The 15445-nt window shown below is 51.1% G+C and carries 11 protein-coding genes; 8 read left to right on the forward strand and 3 right to left on the reverse strand.

From position 1 onward, the window contains the following. Positions 1 to 6 precede the first annotated feature (6 nt). The 8 genes from KDK13_RS12665 to KDK13_RS12700 all read left to right on the forward strand — a co-directional run bounded on the left by KDK13_RS12665 (position 7) and on the right by KDK13_RS12700 (position 8432). The gene (locus KDK13_RS12665; protein ID WP_257285335.1) at positions 7 to 633 is read left to right on the forward strand and encodes a FixH family protein; all 627 of its coding nucleotides are present in this window, start codon (positions 7 to 9) and stop codon (positions 631 to 633) included. After that, positions 633 to 3224 carry a heavy metal translocating P-type ATPase gene (locus KDK13_RS12670; RefSeq protein ID WP_257285336.1) on the forward strand — a complete coding sequence of 864 codons (2592 nt, stop codon included), beginning with the start codon at positions 633 to 635 and terminating at the stop codon, positions 3222 to 3224. The genes KDK13_RS12665 and KDK13_RS12670 overlap by 1 nt, the downstream gene beginning before the upstream one ends. 2 nt (positions 3225 to 3226) lie before the next feature. Then, positions 3227 to 3433, forward strand: coding sequence for a cbb3-type cytochrome oxidase assembly protein CcoS (ccoS, locus tag KDK13_RS12675; RefSeq protein WP_257285337.1), 207 nt, complete (start codon positions 3227 to 3229; stop codon positions 3431 to 3433). A gap of 3 nt (positions 3434 to 3436) precedes the next feature. Continuing rightward, on the forward strand, positions 3437 to 4144 hold the full coding sequence (locus KDK13_RS12680; protein WP_257285338.1) for a sulfite exporter TauE/SafE family protein: 708 nt from the start codon (positions 3437 to 3439) through the stop codon (positions 4142 to 4144). 308 nt (positions 4145 to 4452) lie between these two features. Then, positions 4453 to 5847 carry an oxygen-independent coproporphyrinogen III oxidase gene (hemN, locus tag KDK13_RS12685; protein ID WP_306671108.1) on the forward strand — a complete coding sequence of 465 codons (1395 nt, stop codon included), beginning with the start codon at positions 4453 to 4455 and terminating at the stop codon, positions 5845 to 5847. A gap of 511 nt (positions 5848 to 6358) precedes the next feature. Then, positions 6359 to 7117 carry a fumarate/nitrate reduction transcriptional regulator Fnr gene (gene fnr / locus KDK13_RS12690; protein WP_257285340.1) on the forward strand — a complete coding sequence of 253 codons (759 nt, stop codon included), beginning with the start codon at positions 6359 to 6361 and terminating at the stop codon, positions 7115 to 7117. 79 nt (positions 7118 to 7196) lie between these two features. Further along, positions 7197 to 7754 (forward strand): adenine phosphoribosyltransferase, encoded by a 558-nt coding sequence (locus KDK13_RS12695; RefSeq protein ID WP_257285341.1) that lies wholly within the window; start codon positions 7197 to 7199, stop codon positions 7752 to 7754. Between the two features lie 138 nt (positions 7755 to 7892). Further along, on the forward strand, positions 7893 to 8432 hold the full coding sequence (locus KDK13_RS12700; RefSeq protein WP_257285342.1) for a hypothetical protein: 540 nt from the start codon (positions 7893 to 7895) through the stop codon (positions 8430 to 8432). Positions 8433 to 8524: 92 nt separating this feature from the next. Here the strand turns inward: KDK13_RS12700 and KDK13_RS12705 are convergent, their stop codons facing one another. The 3 genes from KDK13_RS12705 to KDK13_RS12715 form a co-directional block, all read right to left on the reverse strand. After that, on the reverse strand, positions 8525 to 8854 hold the full coding sequence (locus tag KDK13_RS12705; RefSeq protein WP_257285343.1) for a TraR/DksA family transcriptional regulator: 330 nt from the start codon (positions 8852 to 8854) through the stop codon (positions 8525 to 8527). Positions 8855 to 9151: 297 nt separating this feature from the next. Beyond that, on the reverse strand, positions 9152 to 12769 hold the full coding sequence (locus tag KDK13_RS12710) for a hypothetical protein (RefSeq protein ID WP_257285344.1): 3618 nt from the start codon (positions 12767 to 12769) through the stop codon (positions 9152 to 9154). 343 nt (positions 12770 to 13112) lie between these two features. Further along, positions 13113 to 15445, reverse strand: a 2333-nt coding sequence (locus KDK13_RS12715; RefSeq protein ID WP_257285345.1) for a hypothetical protein, incomplete at its 5' end; no start/stop codon positions are given.

Here is a 15445-nt window from a genome sequence, read left to right on the forward strand (position 1 = left end):
TGTACCATGACGCAGTCAATAACCGGCAGAGACAACCAGCCAGCCAGCCAGCCTTCAACCAACAGGGAACCTTTCACCCCCTGGTACCGGGAACCCTGGGCCTGGTACATCGTCGGTATTCTGATGGTCACCTTTGCCTGGGGAGGCTTTCAGGTCTACACCGCCTTCACCCATCAGGACAGTGTTGTTATTGATGACTATTACAAGAACGGCAAAACCATCAACCAGGACATGACCCGGATTGACAATGCCCGAAGCCTGGCCGTTGCAGGCATACTGACCATTGATGAACTGATCGGTGAAGTCAGGGTGAAGATGCAGGGAAGCCCGGATGCGTGGCCTGAGCAACTTAAACTCAGTTTTCTGTCTCCGGTGTTTAAAGACAAAGATAAGGCCATTACGCTGACCCGCTCCTTCGGCATATCGTCTATAGCCTCTGGCATTGCACAACCAGGGCAAAACCCGGTCTATGTCGGTCAGCTGGAAGCGCTGATTGACGGTCGTTACTACCTGCAGCTGGAAACACTGGATGAGCTGATTCCGGAAGTAGGCTATGAGACCGGCTGGAAGATCACCCTGGAGGCCGTCGTCTCACCGGGAAGACCAATTACCCTGAAAAACCCGGATGCCTGATGACCGATACCCGTTGCTTTCATTGCACACTGCCGGTCAGCGAGCCGGTGGTATTTTTTGCAGACGTTGAAGGAACACCTCAGCCCATGTGCTGCCCGGGCTGCAAGGCAGTGACCGAGGCCATTGTTGCCGGCGGTCTGGAGAATTATTACCGGCACCGGACCGAAAGCGCCAACCAGGTCACGGATCTGACTCAGCGACTGCAGGAAGAGCTGCAGATCTATGACCGTGCAGAGGTGCAGAAGGATTTTGTCAGACCCGCAGGACCAGCTACTTATAGCCAGGAACGGAACAGCCAGGACAACCGCTTAACTGCCAGCCTGTTGATTGACGGCATTACCTGCGCTGCCTGTATCTGGTTATTGGAAAACCATCTGGAAGCACTGGCGGGTGTTGCCCAGGTCAGTGTCAATCTCAGCACCCATGAGGCACAGATCACCTGGGATAACAGTGAGATCCCCTTAAGCACCATTCTGCTGGAAATTCACAAAATCGGTTACAAAGCGTTCCCATGGCGTGCCGACCAGCAGGAAGCCCTGCTGAAAAATGAAAACCGAATCTTTATACGACGGCTTGCCGTTGCTGGCATCGGTGCCATGCAGGTGATGATGTATGCCATCGCCCTCTATTCCGGTGCGATCAGTGAGGATATGCCGGACATTTACCGGGACCTGATCCGGATCTTCAGTGCCGTGATTGCTACGCCTGTGGTTTTGTATTCTGCCGCACCTTTCTTCAAGGCGGCCTGGCGGGATATCAAAATACGGCACCTCGGCATGGATGTTCCGGTATCCATTGCCATTGGTGGCGCTTACCTGGCCAGCCTTTGGGCAACCTTCTCCGTTTATTTCCTCGCTGATGGCTCTATTTATTCCATCGCTGAAGGCTCTATTTACTCCATCTCTGAAGGCTCTGGCGAAGTCTATTATGACTCCGTTTCCATGTTTACCTTCTTCCTGCTGACCGGTCGCTACCTTGAGCTTCGTGCCCGCCATGCAACCGCTAGGGCTGCACGGGCGCTGACCAATTTACTGCCGCCCAGCTGCCTGAAAGAAGTCAACGGTCAGTATCAGCGCGTCCCGGTGGCCGACTTGCAACCAGACGACAAAGTTAGAATTCTTCCCGGTGATGCCATTCCCGCAGATGGCATTCTGATCAGTGGCTCCACCAGCGTGAATGAAGCCATGTTGACCGGAGAGTACCTGCCCATCGAAAAGCAGCTCGGTGACACACTGCTGTGCAGCAGTATCAACGTGGATCACCCGATTGAGCTGAAGGTATGCAAAGTGGGCGAAGAGACCCGGGTAGCAGGCATTATCCAGCTGCTGCAGCGGGCACAGCAGGATAAACCCGCCATCGCCAAAATTGCCGATAAGGTGGTCGGCTGGTTTGTTGCCTGTGTTTTGCTGGTTGCCATTATCGTTTACTGGGGCTGGTCCGGCATTGCTCCGGAAGACGCGTTCTGGATTACCCTGTCGGTTCTGGTGGTGACCTGCCCCTGCGCCCTGTCCCTGGCCACCCCCGCTGCCCTGACTGCAGCTACCGGATATCTGCACCGCCTTGGTCTGCTGGTGACCCGTGGCCATGTTCTTGAAGGCCTGAAAACCATCGACCATGTGATCTTTGATAAAACCGGCACCCTGACCAAAGGTGAACTGTCATTAAGCCAGGTGGTTCCTGTTGATAACGGCAACGACTCTGAAAAAACGTTGCTGCAACGGGCGGCGGCCCTGGAAGCTCACTCGGAACACCCTATTGCCAAAGCCTTTTTCTACACGGTTGAGTCACTGCACGAGCAGGCTCACGAGGTTAAAAACCACCCGGGCCAGGGAATAGAAGGCACCATTGGCAACCGCTTTTATCGTATCGGACGACCAGACTTTGCCTGCCACTGCGACAACGTGGCAACACCAGAACAGGATGGACAGTGGCTGCTGATGTCAGAAAGTACTGACCAGGAACTCTGGCAACCGCTTTGCTGGTTCAGGATTACCGACAGCCTGCGTCCTGAGGCAGCCCATACCATCCAACGGCTGCACCGGATGGGCAAGACTGTGACCTTGCTCAGTGGTGATGCCGAGCCGGTGGTTGCGGCAACGGCTGAGTCTCTGGGTATACGGCAATGGAAGTCTGAAAGCAGCCCGGATGACAAGCTGCACTATATCCAGACGCTGCAGAGTCAGGGCCACAAAGTCTTGATGGTCGGTGATGGCATCAATGATGTTCCTGTTCTGGCCGGTGCCGATATCTCCATGGCCATGGGTAATGCCTCTGACCTGGCACGCACCAGTGCAGATGCGGTATTGATCTGTGGCAACCTTGAGCGACTGGCCGATGCCTTTAACCTGACCGTAAGAACCCGGAAAATCATCCGTCAAAACCTGGCATGGTCCCTTGGCTACAACCTGGCCGCCCTACCCCTGGCCGCTGCAGGCATGATTGCCCCATGGATGGCCGCTACCGGTATGGCGCTCAGCTCACTGATTGTAGTTGCCAACGCCCTGCGACTGAACCGCCCGGGAAAACCGGTTAATGAACCGGCCCGATCAGAAGAAGCCTACGCACACCTTGAACCCGGAGGCGCTGCCTGACCATGGAAAGCCTGATTATCCTGATCCCTCTGGCCCTGATCCTGATCGGTGTCGCGATCAAAGTGTTCTTCTGGGCCGTAGATAATGGTCAGTTTGACGACCTTGAAGGACCGGCACACAGCATTCTTTTTGATGAGCCTCAACGCACACAGGCACCAAAGGCTACCCCTGAAAAGCAGTCCAACAACAAGGGAAATACAAGGCAGTAGTGTATGACCATGAATGAAGTACCCACTTTACTTTCTGCATTAACCCTGGGAATCCTGGGCAGCGCCCACTGCATTGGAATGTGTGGCGGCATTACTTCCGCCCTCAGTCTCTCCCTGGCAGGCAGGTCCCGTGCACAGATCTTCTGGCTGATGCTGACCTATCATCTTGGACGGATTACCAGCTACAGCATCGCTGCTTTCCTGCTGGCCAGTATTGGCTGGTACCTGGGAGGTATCAGCCCGGAAGTAAAGATGGGACTCCGATATTTTGCGGCTATTATGCTTATCGCCATGGGGCTTTATCTGACCGGTTGGTGGCGCGGCTTGACTTATCTGGAGAAGATCGGGCACAAACTCTGGCAACATATCCAACCCAAAGCCAAAGCTCTGCTGCCAATAAATAACGTTGCCAATGCCCTCACCGTTGGCATGCTCTGGGGGTGGCTACCCTGCGGCCTGGTCTATAGCACACTGGCATGGAGCGCCACCCAGGGAAACCCTGTACAGGGTGCGCTGTTAATGGCCTCATTCGGTATTGGCACCATACCCTCAGTGTTCCTGCTCGGTGCCTTCTCAAGACAGCTCAGCGGCATCATTCAAGCCAGCATCACCCGTAATCTGGCTGGTTTGCTGATCATTCTGTTCGGACTGTGGTCCATGCCAGGCGCCCACCAGAAGTGGCTGATGTCCGCGCTGCATCATATTTTATAAAGCCCCTGCCTGTTCAGAATAAAATCACCACCCGACACACTGATTGCTCGATTAATAACCAAAAGGCAGATAGAATCCCTGCCTTTTAAAATTTCACGCCACCTGCGAGCAGGCCCTAAGGCACAGCAGGTTCGGTTCTTACTTATTGACACCAATCAAGGAACAACCCTGAAAATCTTTTTAAACTATCAAAAAGCATCATGACGTAATACAGACTGTTTTGCCTTAAACTTTCCGACACCGAAAGAGAGATCTGAAGGCGAAAACATTGACTGACAAGACATGAAGATTACCGTTCGAGAGCAATGATGAATAGTGCACCAGTTTGGGATAAAGACCTGATTCACCGTTACAACCATTCAGGCCCGCGTTATACCTCCTATCCCACGGCGGTGCAGTTTGATGGCAGCTTTGATATCCGGAAATATCATCAAAACGCCCGGTCCAGTGCCAGCACCATCAAGCCTCTGTCACTCTACTTTCATATCCCGTTCTGCTCACATGTCTGTTATTACTGCGCCTGCAATAAAATTGTGACCAGGCACCGTGAGCGCGCCAATATTTACCTGGAATACCTGTTCCGTGAAATAGAAATGCAGTCAGCACTCTACAGCCACGAACAGCGGGTTGAACAACTTCACTTTGGTGGCGGCACACCGACCTTCCTGGGCAGAGATCAGATAACTGACCTGATGGGCCATGTCAGCCAGCACTTCCAGCTTATCCAAAACGATGGTGCAGACTATTCCATTGAACTGGATCCCAGGGAAGTTGACTGGCCCATGATGGGCACCCTGAGGGATCTCGGTTTCAACCGGGTCAGCATCGGTGTTCAGGACCTCAACCCCAGGGTTCAGGAAGCCGTTAACCGGGTGCAGCCTGAAAGTATGATTCAATCTGTTCTCGACGCTTCCCGAGTCATGGCATTCCGATCAGTTCATATGGACCTGATTTACGGCCTGCCTTTGCAGACAACCGGCAGTTTTATGGAAACCATTGATCGTGTGGTTGATATGGCCCCGGACAGGCTATCCCTGTTTAACTACGCCCACCTGCCACACCGCTTTAAACCGCAGCGCAGGATCAATGAGCAGGATCTGCCAGCGCCGGAGATGAAGCTGGAAATCCTGCATCAGGCTACGGAGAAGCTGCTGGATCAGGGGTACATCTATATCGGCATGGATCACTTTGCCCTGCCAGACGATGATCTGGCCATTGCCCGGGAAGAAGGTACCCTGCACCGGAATTTTCAGGGTTACACTACCCATAGCCACTGCGACCTGATCGGCATGGGCGTCTCTGCCATCAGCCAGGTAGGCGATACTTATCTTCAGAACAGCACCGATGAAGCCCAGTATTACTCAATGATCAATGAACAGCAGTTACCAATGGTACGCGGCCTGAAGATGACGGATGATGACAAAGTCCGCCAGGCAGTGATTACCCGGCTGATCTGCCACTTCAAACTGAACTTCAGCGATATTGAAACGCAGTTTGGCATTCAATTCAGAGATTACTTCCGTGATGAGCTGGCAAGGCTTAAGCCTATGAGGGAAGATGGCCTTGTCAGTCTCAACAGCGATGGTTTGCTGGAGGTGTTGCCCAAAGGAACGCTACTGATCCGTAACATCTGTATGCAGTTCGACCACTATCTTTATCAACCCGGGATGAAAGAAAAGTCGCTCTACTCAAAGGTGATCTGAATAGCGGTTCACTCCGGAGCGATAAAAATGCTCCGGAGACTCCTGCCACGGCAAACAAATACCTGAAAACCATCCCCCACAGTGCAGAAAACCCTCTTCTGCACACCTATTTATCAGAAAAAACCGAAATTGATTAGTATTTATCACCACTATCACATTGATTTACTTGAAACATAAGTGCAAAATCTGCCACGTCAGTCAAATACCACAAATGAAAATCCAATCCTGTGACGTAAAACAACGTCAGGTTGATTTTCCGGGGATAAAGACAAACAACCACCAGGAGCAATGACCGATACGGATCAGCCCTGAGCTGGGTAGACGACACAGCAGATGAAAGTTCATCGGGACATCCGCAGTTTATGACGCCTTGCCGGAGCAACACCAAACCCCTAGTTCAGGTATGCCCGTTTGCGTATATACCTGATTTACACTCCGGTAACATTTTTCATAAACTTGGTTTTTCCATAAACAGTGTCGAATTTCGCAAATACGACTTTGAGGCCTCTCAATGACGTCAAAGCCCAACGTCCGACAGCCGAGCCATGTGGCCTGCAAAGACTGCAGCCTCAGCTCATTGTGCCTGCCACTGGCACTGAGCATTAAGGATATCGATCAGCTGGATCACATTATCAAGCGTGGGCGTCCTTTGAAAAAAGGCGAACACCTGTTTCTGGAAGGCGACCCTTTCACCAGTGTCTTTGCTGTTCGCTCCGGGGCTATCAAAACCTACACGGCAACCAATGAAGGTGAGGAACAAATCACCGGATTTTACCTGCCCAGCGAAATTCTTGGCCTGAGCGGGATGGATACGGATACCTACCCGGTTTCTGCCCAGGCGATGGAAACCACCATGATTTGCGAGATTCCTTTTGAACAACTGGAAACCCTTTCAGATCAATTTCCGGAGCTACGCCGACATCTGATGCGCCTGATGAGCAAGCGTATCCGTGAGGACCAGCAAATGATGATGCTGCTCTCCAAGAAAAACGCCGATGAACGCATTGCCACCTTCCTGATCAACCTGGCCAGCCGTTTTCGTCGTCGTGGCTTTTCTTCCCAATCGTTCCGACTGTCCATGTCGAGAAACGAGATGGGGAACTACCTGGGCCTGGCGGTAGAAACCGTTAGTCGTGTATTTACCCGGTTCCAGAAAAATGGCCTGATCTCAGCGGTGGGCAAGGAAATCGAAATTCGCAACGCTGTTGAACTCTGCGCCCTGGCTGGCGGAAAAACACTGGAACCCAACCAGATTGCCACCGGCAACTGACTTTATTCCCTAAAGAAGCTACCATTTGGGGTGGTTTCTTATTTTTATTCTATTGACTGATAGCGGCATGCCCTTTCCCATGCATACAAACGAAAGCCCATCCTTTCAGGAATACCTGCAAACTCAAATCAGAACCATACCGGACTGGCCCCACGAAGGTATCCTGTTTCGGGATATCACCACACTGTTTGAAAACCCGGAAGCATGGCGCAAAACCATTGATGTCATGGTGAAGCGTTATGAGAAGCAGACCTTTGATCGTATTGGTGCACTGGATGCCCGCGGGTTCCTGCTGGGTTCGACACTGGCCTATTTCCTGAACAAGCCACTGATACTGTTTCGCAAGCAAGGCAAACTACCGGGCAAAACCCTCAGTGTCGAGTATGACCTTGAATATGGAAAAGGTGTTCTGGAAATGCATGAAGACACCATTAAAGCTGGTGAAAAAATTCTGTTGATGGATGACCTTATCGCTACCGGTGGCACACTGCTGGCTGCTGATCAGCTGATCCGAAAAGCAGGCGCCAGCACACTGGAAGCCGCCGCTATCATCAACCTGCCAGACCTCAAAGGTGCTGACAGGCTCAATGCAGCAGGCATTCCAACCTATACCCTTTGCAATTTTGCCGGCGAATAAGACTATCATCAGTTCAGAATTTCAGGGATGATACGATATTCCTCTTGGATCCAGGTTAAATGACTCCCGGATCTGAGCGCCCCTACCTCAGGCACAGGAAGCCCCAGGCTGGGGCTCCCCGGAAAAAGGACTTTTCAAATGGGAATATGCGCCAAGGAGCTGAGGCACTACGTTGTCCGCCCCGCACTCAAGCATCTGGACATGTGGAGTCCCACTGGAGAGAACCTGCTGCTTGGAACAGCAGCCATAGAGTCCGGACTTGGTTTTCATCTGAAACTGGCCAATCATCAGGCTCTCGGGATTTATCAGATTTCCCCACGCATGCACCGAAATATCTGGGACTTTTTTCTGGCCCCACATGCCGAGCTGTCCAGCAAGGTTCGGGGACTGGCCAGCCAGCGGGAGTTTCTTTCCCACCCACACCATGAACTTGCCACCAACCTGGTTTACGCCACAGCCATTGCATGGCTTATCTATCACCGCTCCGGTATTCAGATAGAAGCAATTGATAAAGAAGACATCACGGCCATGGGCCGGTTATGGCAAAAACGCTTCCATAGCAGAAACCCCGGAACCATTCAGAGCTTCTGCGAAAGCTATCAAACGATGATCATTGAGTCAGGCAGCTCTACAGAGGAGTCGGAGTACTTTAACCAGACTTCAGCCAGGCCCGCCTGACATTACTGTTCGGCCAGAAGGTTCCATCAGAGAAATCATGAAACACGCTCATAAAGCCTGACGGTTGTCTTGTGTGCTTCATGATTCTCCACTTACAACCCCCTGGCCTCTGCACATTGAACACAAAGGTCAGCATAAGGCATGACTTCCAGGCGCTGAACCGGAATATCCTTTCCGCAGGATAAGCAAACGCCATAATCTCCCTCATTCATGCGATCAAGGGCACGGTTAATTTTACCCAGTTCAATCACCGCCTCGTTACCAAGTGCATCAATAACTTCATCGTTTTCCCTTTCCTGGGCTTGTTCAGACCAGTCTGCACTGTTCTTTCGGGAGGCATCCTTTTTTATTTTACCCAGACGTGTATTCAGCTCATCCCTACGAGCCATCAACCATTTCTGCAATTTATCATGATCTGTCATTTTGCTACCCCTGCACAAAAATACTGGAGAGTCCTGCTTTTATTCTATAAAGAATGGATGTGTAAAAAGGTCACTCTTTACCCTGAGTCAACGCTGAAAACCTTATTCCTATTCGCAAAAACGAACAAAGTATCAATGACAGCCTGCGGCGTACTGATTCTTTTCTGAAATCCTGAATCCAAATAGTAGATCATTGATACCGTAAGCGTAATATTCAGTCTCTATCCTGATTAAATGGTGACCGGCAAATAAGTAGACTGAGAGCCTGCAAAGACCCTGTGACAAGTTTACCCGATCTTATTCAGGATGCATCATCGCAAGCAGTGCTTTGATAAATTTCTTCCTTTTTATCTCGTAATCACTCACATGCCGAGTTGTCGATAACCAGTCGTTCACTCGGTGCTCAAAATCATCACGGCAAACATGACCCGCCAATTTCATTTGCAGATTCTCAGTCAGTGCATAAAGGCGTTGTTCCTCTTTAACCTGTTCAGCCCAACAGTCTGCTTTTCCGGTTTTTCCCTCAGAGTACAGAGCGATAAACTGCCTGGCTTTATTCAGGGTAAGCAGCAAGCGCATGAGCAAGCCATAAATACGTTCCCCGGCGTTTTGGGGGTTGTTAAAAAGAATGGTTCGAGGCAAATCAAATACCGCCCCTTTTTGCAATTTCTCAGTCAGCGGTTCAAGGTTATCAACGAGGTATTCCAGCGTATCGTTCAGTAATCTGGTTTCTTCAGCAAACGATAAACACCTTACCGGCCTCTCAACGCCGGGAACGTGAACAGCCAGCCGTGCTGCTTCATCGGTTACCCTGGCGTCAACACTAGCCTGAACACCCATTGCCCTGGTACCCAGATCACCGTCTTTAACCTGGATATTGTAGACATATGGTAGTTTAATTTCCTGACATCCCGAGATTGGCCAGATGACGACGCTTTGGGGGATTTCTGAATCCCTGTCGGTGTTAAGGGTTTGCAGCTTTTGAAAAAGTGTTCTGGCAGACGCTTCTGTCGTGCAGATAATGTCAATATCATTAAAGAAAAAGCAGAGGTTCTGTAAAAATCGCGCATATGAGCCGGTAATCAGAATGGGGGGACTGCTGTAAGAAGCATTGACTTCCTGAATAATCTCCAGTGTTTTCAGCGTTAGTGAATTTAACCGTGGCGCCTGAGGCTCCGGGAAGCCCGGGTTGCCAGCTTTTGACCATTGCTGCAGGGTCCGGGTCGCACTGGCAGGACTGTCAACAGATATTCCTGCAGACTTTGCGCTTCGGCCAGAGCTCTCTATTTCGGGGATCACGTCGGGGAGCTGATATCCATGCCCATGACCGGCATTTTTTTCATGATTGGCTGACCTGTTTCCATCACTGTCCTGCCCCGTGACAAAAGTACTTTGTCGTTTAATCAGTGCATTAACCAGTACATCAACCCGTACATTAACCCCGGTTCTGGCTTCTGAGCTGCATTGTTCAAACCAGCAGCTTAACGCGTGGCGCAATTTCATTCCTTCAGGAAAACTCTGAAGGCATTCCAATACCTGATTCTTACGGATTTCTCGTCCATCAACAGGCTGTCTATTGATATGGCAGTGCGCCAGGAAGAAGAAATGTATGCGGGAATTCTGAAATGAGCGCCTCAGTGTCTTGATGGCTTGTAATACCTGTCCAGCTGAAACTGTTTGATGATCAATTGACAACTCATACTGCATCGCCATAAACATCAATAGGCATTGCAGTCGATGTCGCTCATCGTCTGTGACCGATACGTTGCCTAAAATTTGCCAGGCCTTTTGAATAATATCCCGGGATTCGTTGGTTTCATCGTCCTCCCGGGATTGTTTCAGGCTTTGAATCAGATACCTGGCTTGCCTTGAAGAGTGATCCCCGGGCACTTCATTAAACGCTGCCAATACTCTCTGGTTATCCAGATAGGCGTTATTCAATTCTTTTGCATTCAATGCCAGCTGAGAATAAAAAATAGCCCTTTCGAGCAACCAGCCACCGCGTTCATAATCCTCAACCACGGCTTCCGGCAAGACCTGCTGGCCATTCAACGCCACCCCCCTCAGGCAACACTCCGCTTTGAAGCGCACTATCCCAAGCTTTCCATCTGGAGTGTCCGGAAAATCCCTGACCACCGCATCCGGTGTGACCTCCTGCCCATTAAGCAGAAGCCCCCTCAGGCAAAACTGCTCCTTGAAGCGTGCGCACCCCAGTTTGCCTTTTGGACTATCCGGAAAATCCTTAACCACCTCTTCCGGTGTGACCAGCTGGCCATTCAGCAGCAGCCCTTTCAGGCAACATTCCGCTTTGAAGCGTGCGAGTTCCAGTATTGCTTTAGCGGCCTGATAATGACTGACCACCGCATCCGGCGTGACCTTCTGGCCATTCAGCAGCAGGCCCCTCAGGCAACAGGCCGCCTTGAAGCGTGCTACCCCCAGTTTACCGTCTGGACTATCCGGGAAATCCCTGACCACCTTACCTGGCATGACTGGCTGGCCATTCAACAACAGCCCCCCCAGGCAACATTCTGCTTTGAAGCGCGCCAGCTCCAGTGTTGCCCTGACCGCCTGATATTCCCTAACCACCCCAGCCGGTGTGACCTGCTGATCATTCAACAGCAGTCCCCTCAGGCAACATTCTGCCTTGAAGCGAGCAACCCCGAGCCTGCCCTCAGGATTATTCGGAAAATCCTTAATCACCGCATCCGGTGTGACCTGCCGACCATTCAACGGCAGGCGTCTCAGACAACATTGCTCCTTAAAGCGCGCTAAATCCAGTGTGGCCCTGGCTGCCTTGAAATCCTTAACCACCGCATCCGGTGTAACCTGCTGGCCGTTCAATAAATAGCCCATCTCGCAACACTGTTCCTTAAAGCGCGCTACTCCCAGTTTACCTTCCGGACTGTCCGGGAAACCCCTAACCACCCCATCGGATGTGACCTGCTGGCCATTCAACCGCAGCCCCCTCAGGAAGCATTGCTCTGTAAAGTGCGCTAACCCCAGTTTACCTTCTGAACTATCCGGGAAATCCCTGGCCACAGCATCCGGTGAGAGCAGCTGGCCATGCAATGGCAGGCCCCTGAGGCAACATTCCGCTTTGAAGCGGGCCATCCCCAGCCTGCCGTCCGCGCTATCCGGAAAATCCCTGACCACCGTATCTGGTGTTACCGGCTGGCCATCCAACAACAGCCCCCCCAGGCAACATTCTGCCTTGAAGCGCGCCAGCTCCTGCGTTGCATTTACTGCCCGATAATCCATAACCACCGCATCCGGTGTGACTTCCCGGCCATTCAACGCCAGGTTCTTCAGGCAACATTCGGCTTTGTAGCGTGCCATCCCCAGCTTGCCTTCCGGACTATCCGGAAACCCCTTAACCACCGCATCTGGTGTCACCAGCCGACCATGCAGCGGCAGGAGTCTCAAATGACACCATTCCCTGAAGCGCGCAAGCTCCAGTGTTGCCCCGAGTGCCTGATAATCCTTATATACCTCATCTGGCGTGACCTGCTGGCCATGCAACCGCAGCCCCCTCAGGCAACATTGTTCCTTAAAGCGCGCTATTTCCAGTAATGCGTTGGCTGCCTGATAATCTTTAACCACTTTATCTGGCGTAACCCGCTGGCCATTCAACGCCAACCCTCTCAGGCAACATTCCGCTTTGAAGCGACCCGTCGCTAATTGGTACTTGTTACGTCGATCCGGCACCCGGTTGAATTCCCTAATGACCTGTTCCGGGGTGACTTTTCTGTTGTCATGAAGAATATTCTGCAAGCAAAGTTTTTGCAGGAAGAAACCACCTCGCAAAGACGTTATATCCTTTCCATAGGCAGCAAGCACATCAGCCGAGGTAATTTTACGGCTTTGTAATTGTTTATTTTTCCAAAAAGCATCTTCAAAAAGTTTGCCATTATCCACAGTAGATACTGTACCTCTGTGAAACTGATGGTTTGAGACTCTTTTGCCGTTAAATGTACTTCTGGAATGTCTGGAACCGCTTGATCTGGCTTGCTCTCTCCAGCCAGAAGCTTCTGGACTGGAATAGGTTGATGCGGTCGTTTTCAGAATAAAACCCTGCACATCGGACTATAAATACCGCCGTTTGACCTCAAAAAAATTATTAGGTTCACCCGTCTATCATCACAGCAAGATTTTTTACCACAGAGGCACAGAGTACACAGAGGAAGAAGAAAGGCTTTTTCTCTGTGTACTCTGCGCCTCTGTGGTGAACAAAACAGGGAACTTATTTCGGGGCTTATCCTTATTCAGGGTGGATTATCGCAAGCAGTGTCCTGATAAATGTTTTCTTCTTGACCTGGTAATCATTCACACCCCGAGCTGTCGATAGCCAGCCGTTCACTCTGCGCTCAAAATCATTACGGCAAACATGGCCAGTCAATTTCATCTGAAGCTTCTCAGTCAGTGTATGAAGGCGTTGTTGTTCCTCTTTAAGCTGGTCAGTCCAACAGTCCGGTTTTCCGGTTTTTCCGGCCTTAGCTTCAGAGTACAGGGCGATAAACTGCCTGGCTTTATTCAGGGTAAGCAGCGAGCGCATAAGCAAGCCATAAATACGCTCCCCAGTGTTTTGGGGGTTGTTAAAAAGAATGGTTCGAGGCAAATCAATCTTCGCCCCTTTTTGCAATTTCTCGGTCAGGGGTTCAAGGTTATCAACAAGGTATCCCAGCGTATCGTTCAGTAACCCGGTTTCTTCAGCAAACGACAAACACCTTACCGGCCTCTCAACGCCGGGGACGTGCAGGGCCAATCCCACCTCATTTTCATGGTTTACCCTGGGGTCTACATTGATATGAAACCCTATTGCATTCCTGCCTAAATCACCGTTTTTGAGTTGAATACTGTAAGCGTATGGCAGTTTAATCGCCTGACACCCCGGGATTGGCCAGATGATGATGCTTTGGGGGATTTCTGATTCCCTCTGCTCATTCAGCGCACGCAGCTTTTGCAAGAGTGTTCTGGCAGACTTTTCTGTCGTACAGATGATGTCAATATCATTAAAGTGTGAGCAGAGGTTCTGTAAAAAACGTGCATACGAACCGGTAATCAGAATAGGTGGACGGCTATAACAACCATTGATTTCCTGAATAATCTCCAGTGTTTTTAACGTTAGTGCATTTACACCATTGGCTGATTGCCTGTCTCCATCAATGGACAGGCAGGCGTTGTCGGTACATTGTCCGGGTGATACGGGGTACGCTCGACTAATGGCAAGGGAAGCCGCATGTTGACTGGCAGAGTTGGCGTATTCATAACTGTCCCTGTCTTGCCTCAGGGCAATGGTATTTTTCCAGTCAAACAGCACCCCATGCATGATATTGGCTTCAGAGCTGAATTGTTCAAACCAGCAACCTAAAGCATGGCGAAGGTTGCTTCCGGCAGGAAAATGCTGAAGGTCGGCCATTACCTGCTTCTCAGTGATTTCTCGTCCATCAATACGCAGTCTGGTGATATGGCAATGCGCCATGAAGAAAAAACGTAAGCGTGAACTTTGAAATGAAGGCCTCAGTGTTTTGATGGATTGCAATACCTGTTCTGCCGAAACGCCTTGATGATTAATTGACAGTTCATGGTGCATGGCCATGAATTTCAATATACATTGCTGCCGGTGTTGCTGATCGCCCCTGATTGATACGTTGTTTATGATTTGCCAGGCCTTTTGCATGACATCCTGCGCTTCACTGTCCTCATCGTACCGCCGGGGTTGTTTCAACCTTTGCATCAGGAATTCAACTTCCCTTGAAGAATGATCCCCGGGTGCCTTATTAAACGCTTCCAATACTTTCTGGTTATCCAGATAGGCGCTATCCAACACTCTTGCATTCAACGCCAGCTGAGAATAAAAAATAGCCCTTTCGAGCAACCAGCCACCGTGTTCAAAATCCTTGATCACCGACTCCGGTGTGACCTGCTGGTCGTTCAACAGCAGCCCCCTCAGGCAACATTCCGCTTTGAAGCGGGCTATTCCCAGACGGCCTTCCGGACTGTTCGGAAAGTCCCTGACCACGTCACCCGGCATGACCTCCTGGCCATTCACCGCTACCCCCCAAAGGCAACAGACCTGCTTGAAGCGTGCCAGCTCCAGTTTTGCCCCGATGGCCTGAAAATCCTTAACCACAACCTCCGGTATGACCTGTCGGCCATGCAACGGCACCCCCTTCAGGCAGCAATGTTCCTTAAAGCGCGCTATCCCAAGCTTGCCTTCGGGGCTGTCCGGGAAATCCGCAACCACTTCATCCGGCGAGACCTGCCGCCCATGTAACGGTAGTCCCATCAGGCAACATTGTTCCTTGAAGCGCGCCAGCTCCAGTATTGCATTGACTGCCTGATAATCCTTAACCACGCTGTCTGCTGTGATCTTCTTGCCATGCAACGGCAGCCCCAGGAGGAAGCATTGTTGCTTAAAGTACGCCATTCCCAGTTTGCCTTCCGGACTCTCCGGGAAATCCTTAATGACCTCACCCGGTGTGACCCACTTGCCAGCCAAGGGTAGCCCCAGGAGGCAACATTGTCCCTTAAAATGCGCCAGCTCCCGTCTTGCGTTGATTGCCTGGTACTCCTTAACCACATCATCCGGTG

It is taken from the genome of Endozoicomonas sp. SESOKO1 (genome assembly GCF_024606265.1).
GTDB lineage: Bacteria > Pseudomonadota > Gammaproteobacteria > Pseudomonadales > Endozoicomonadaceae > Endozoicomonas.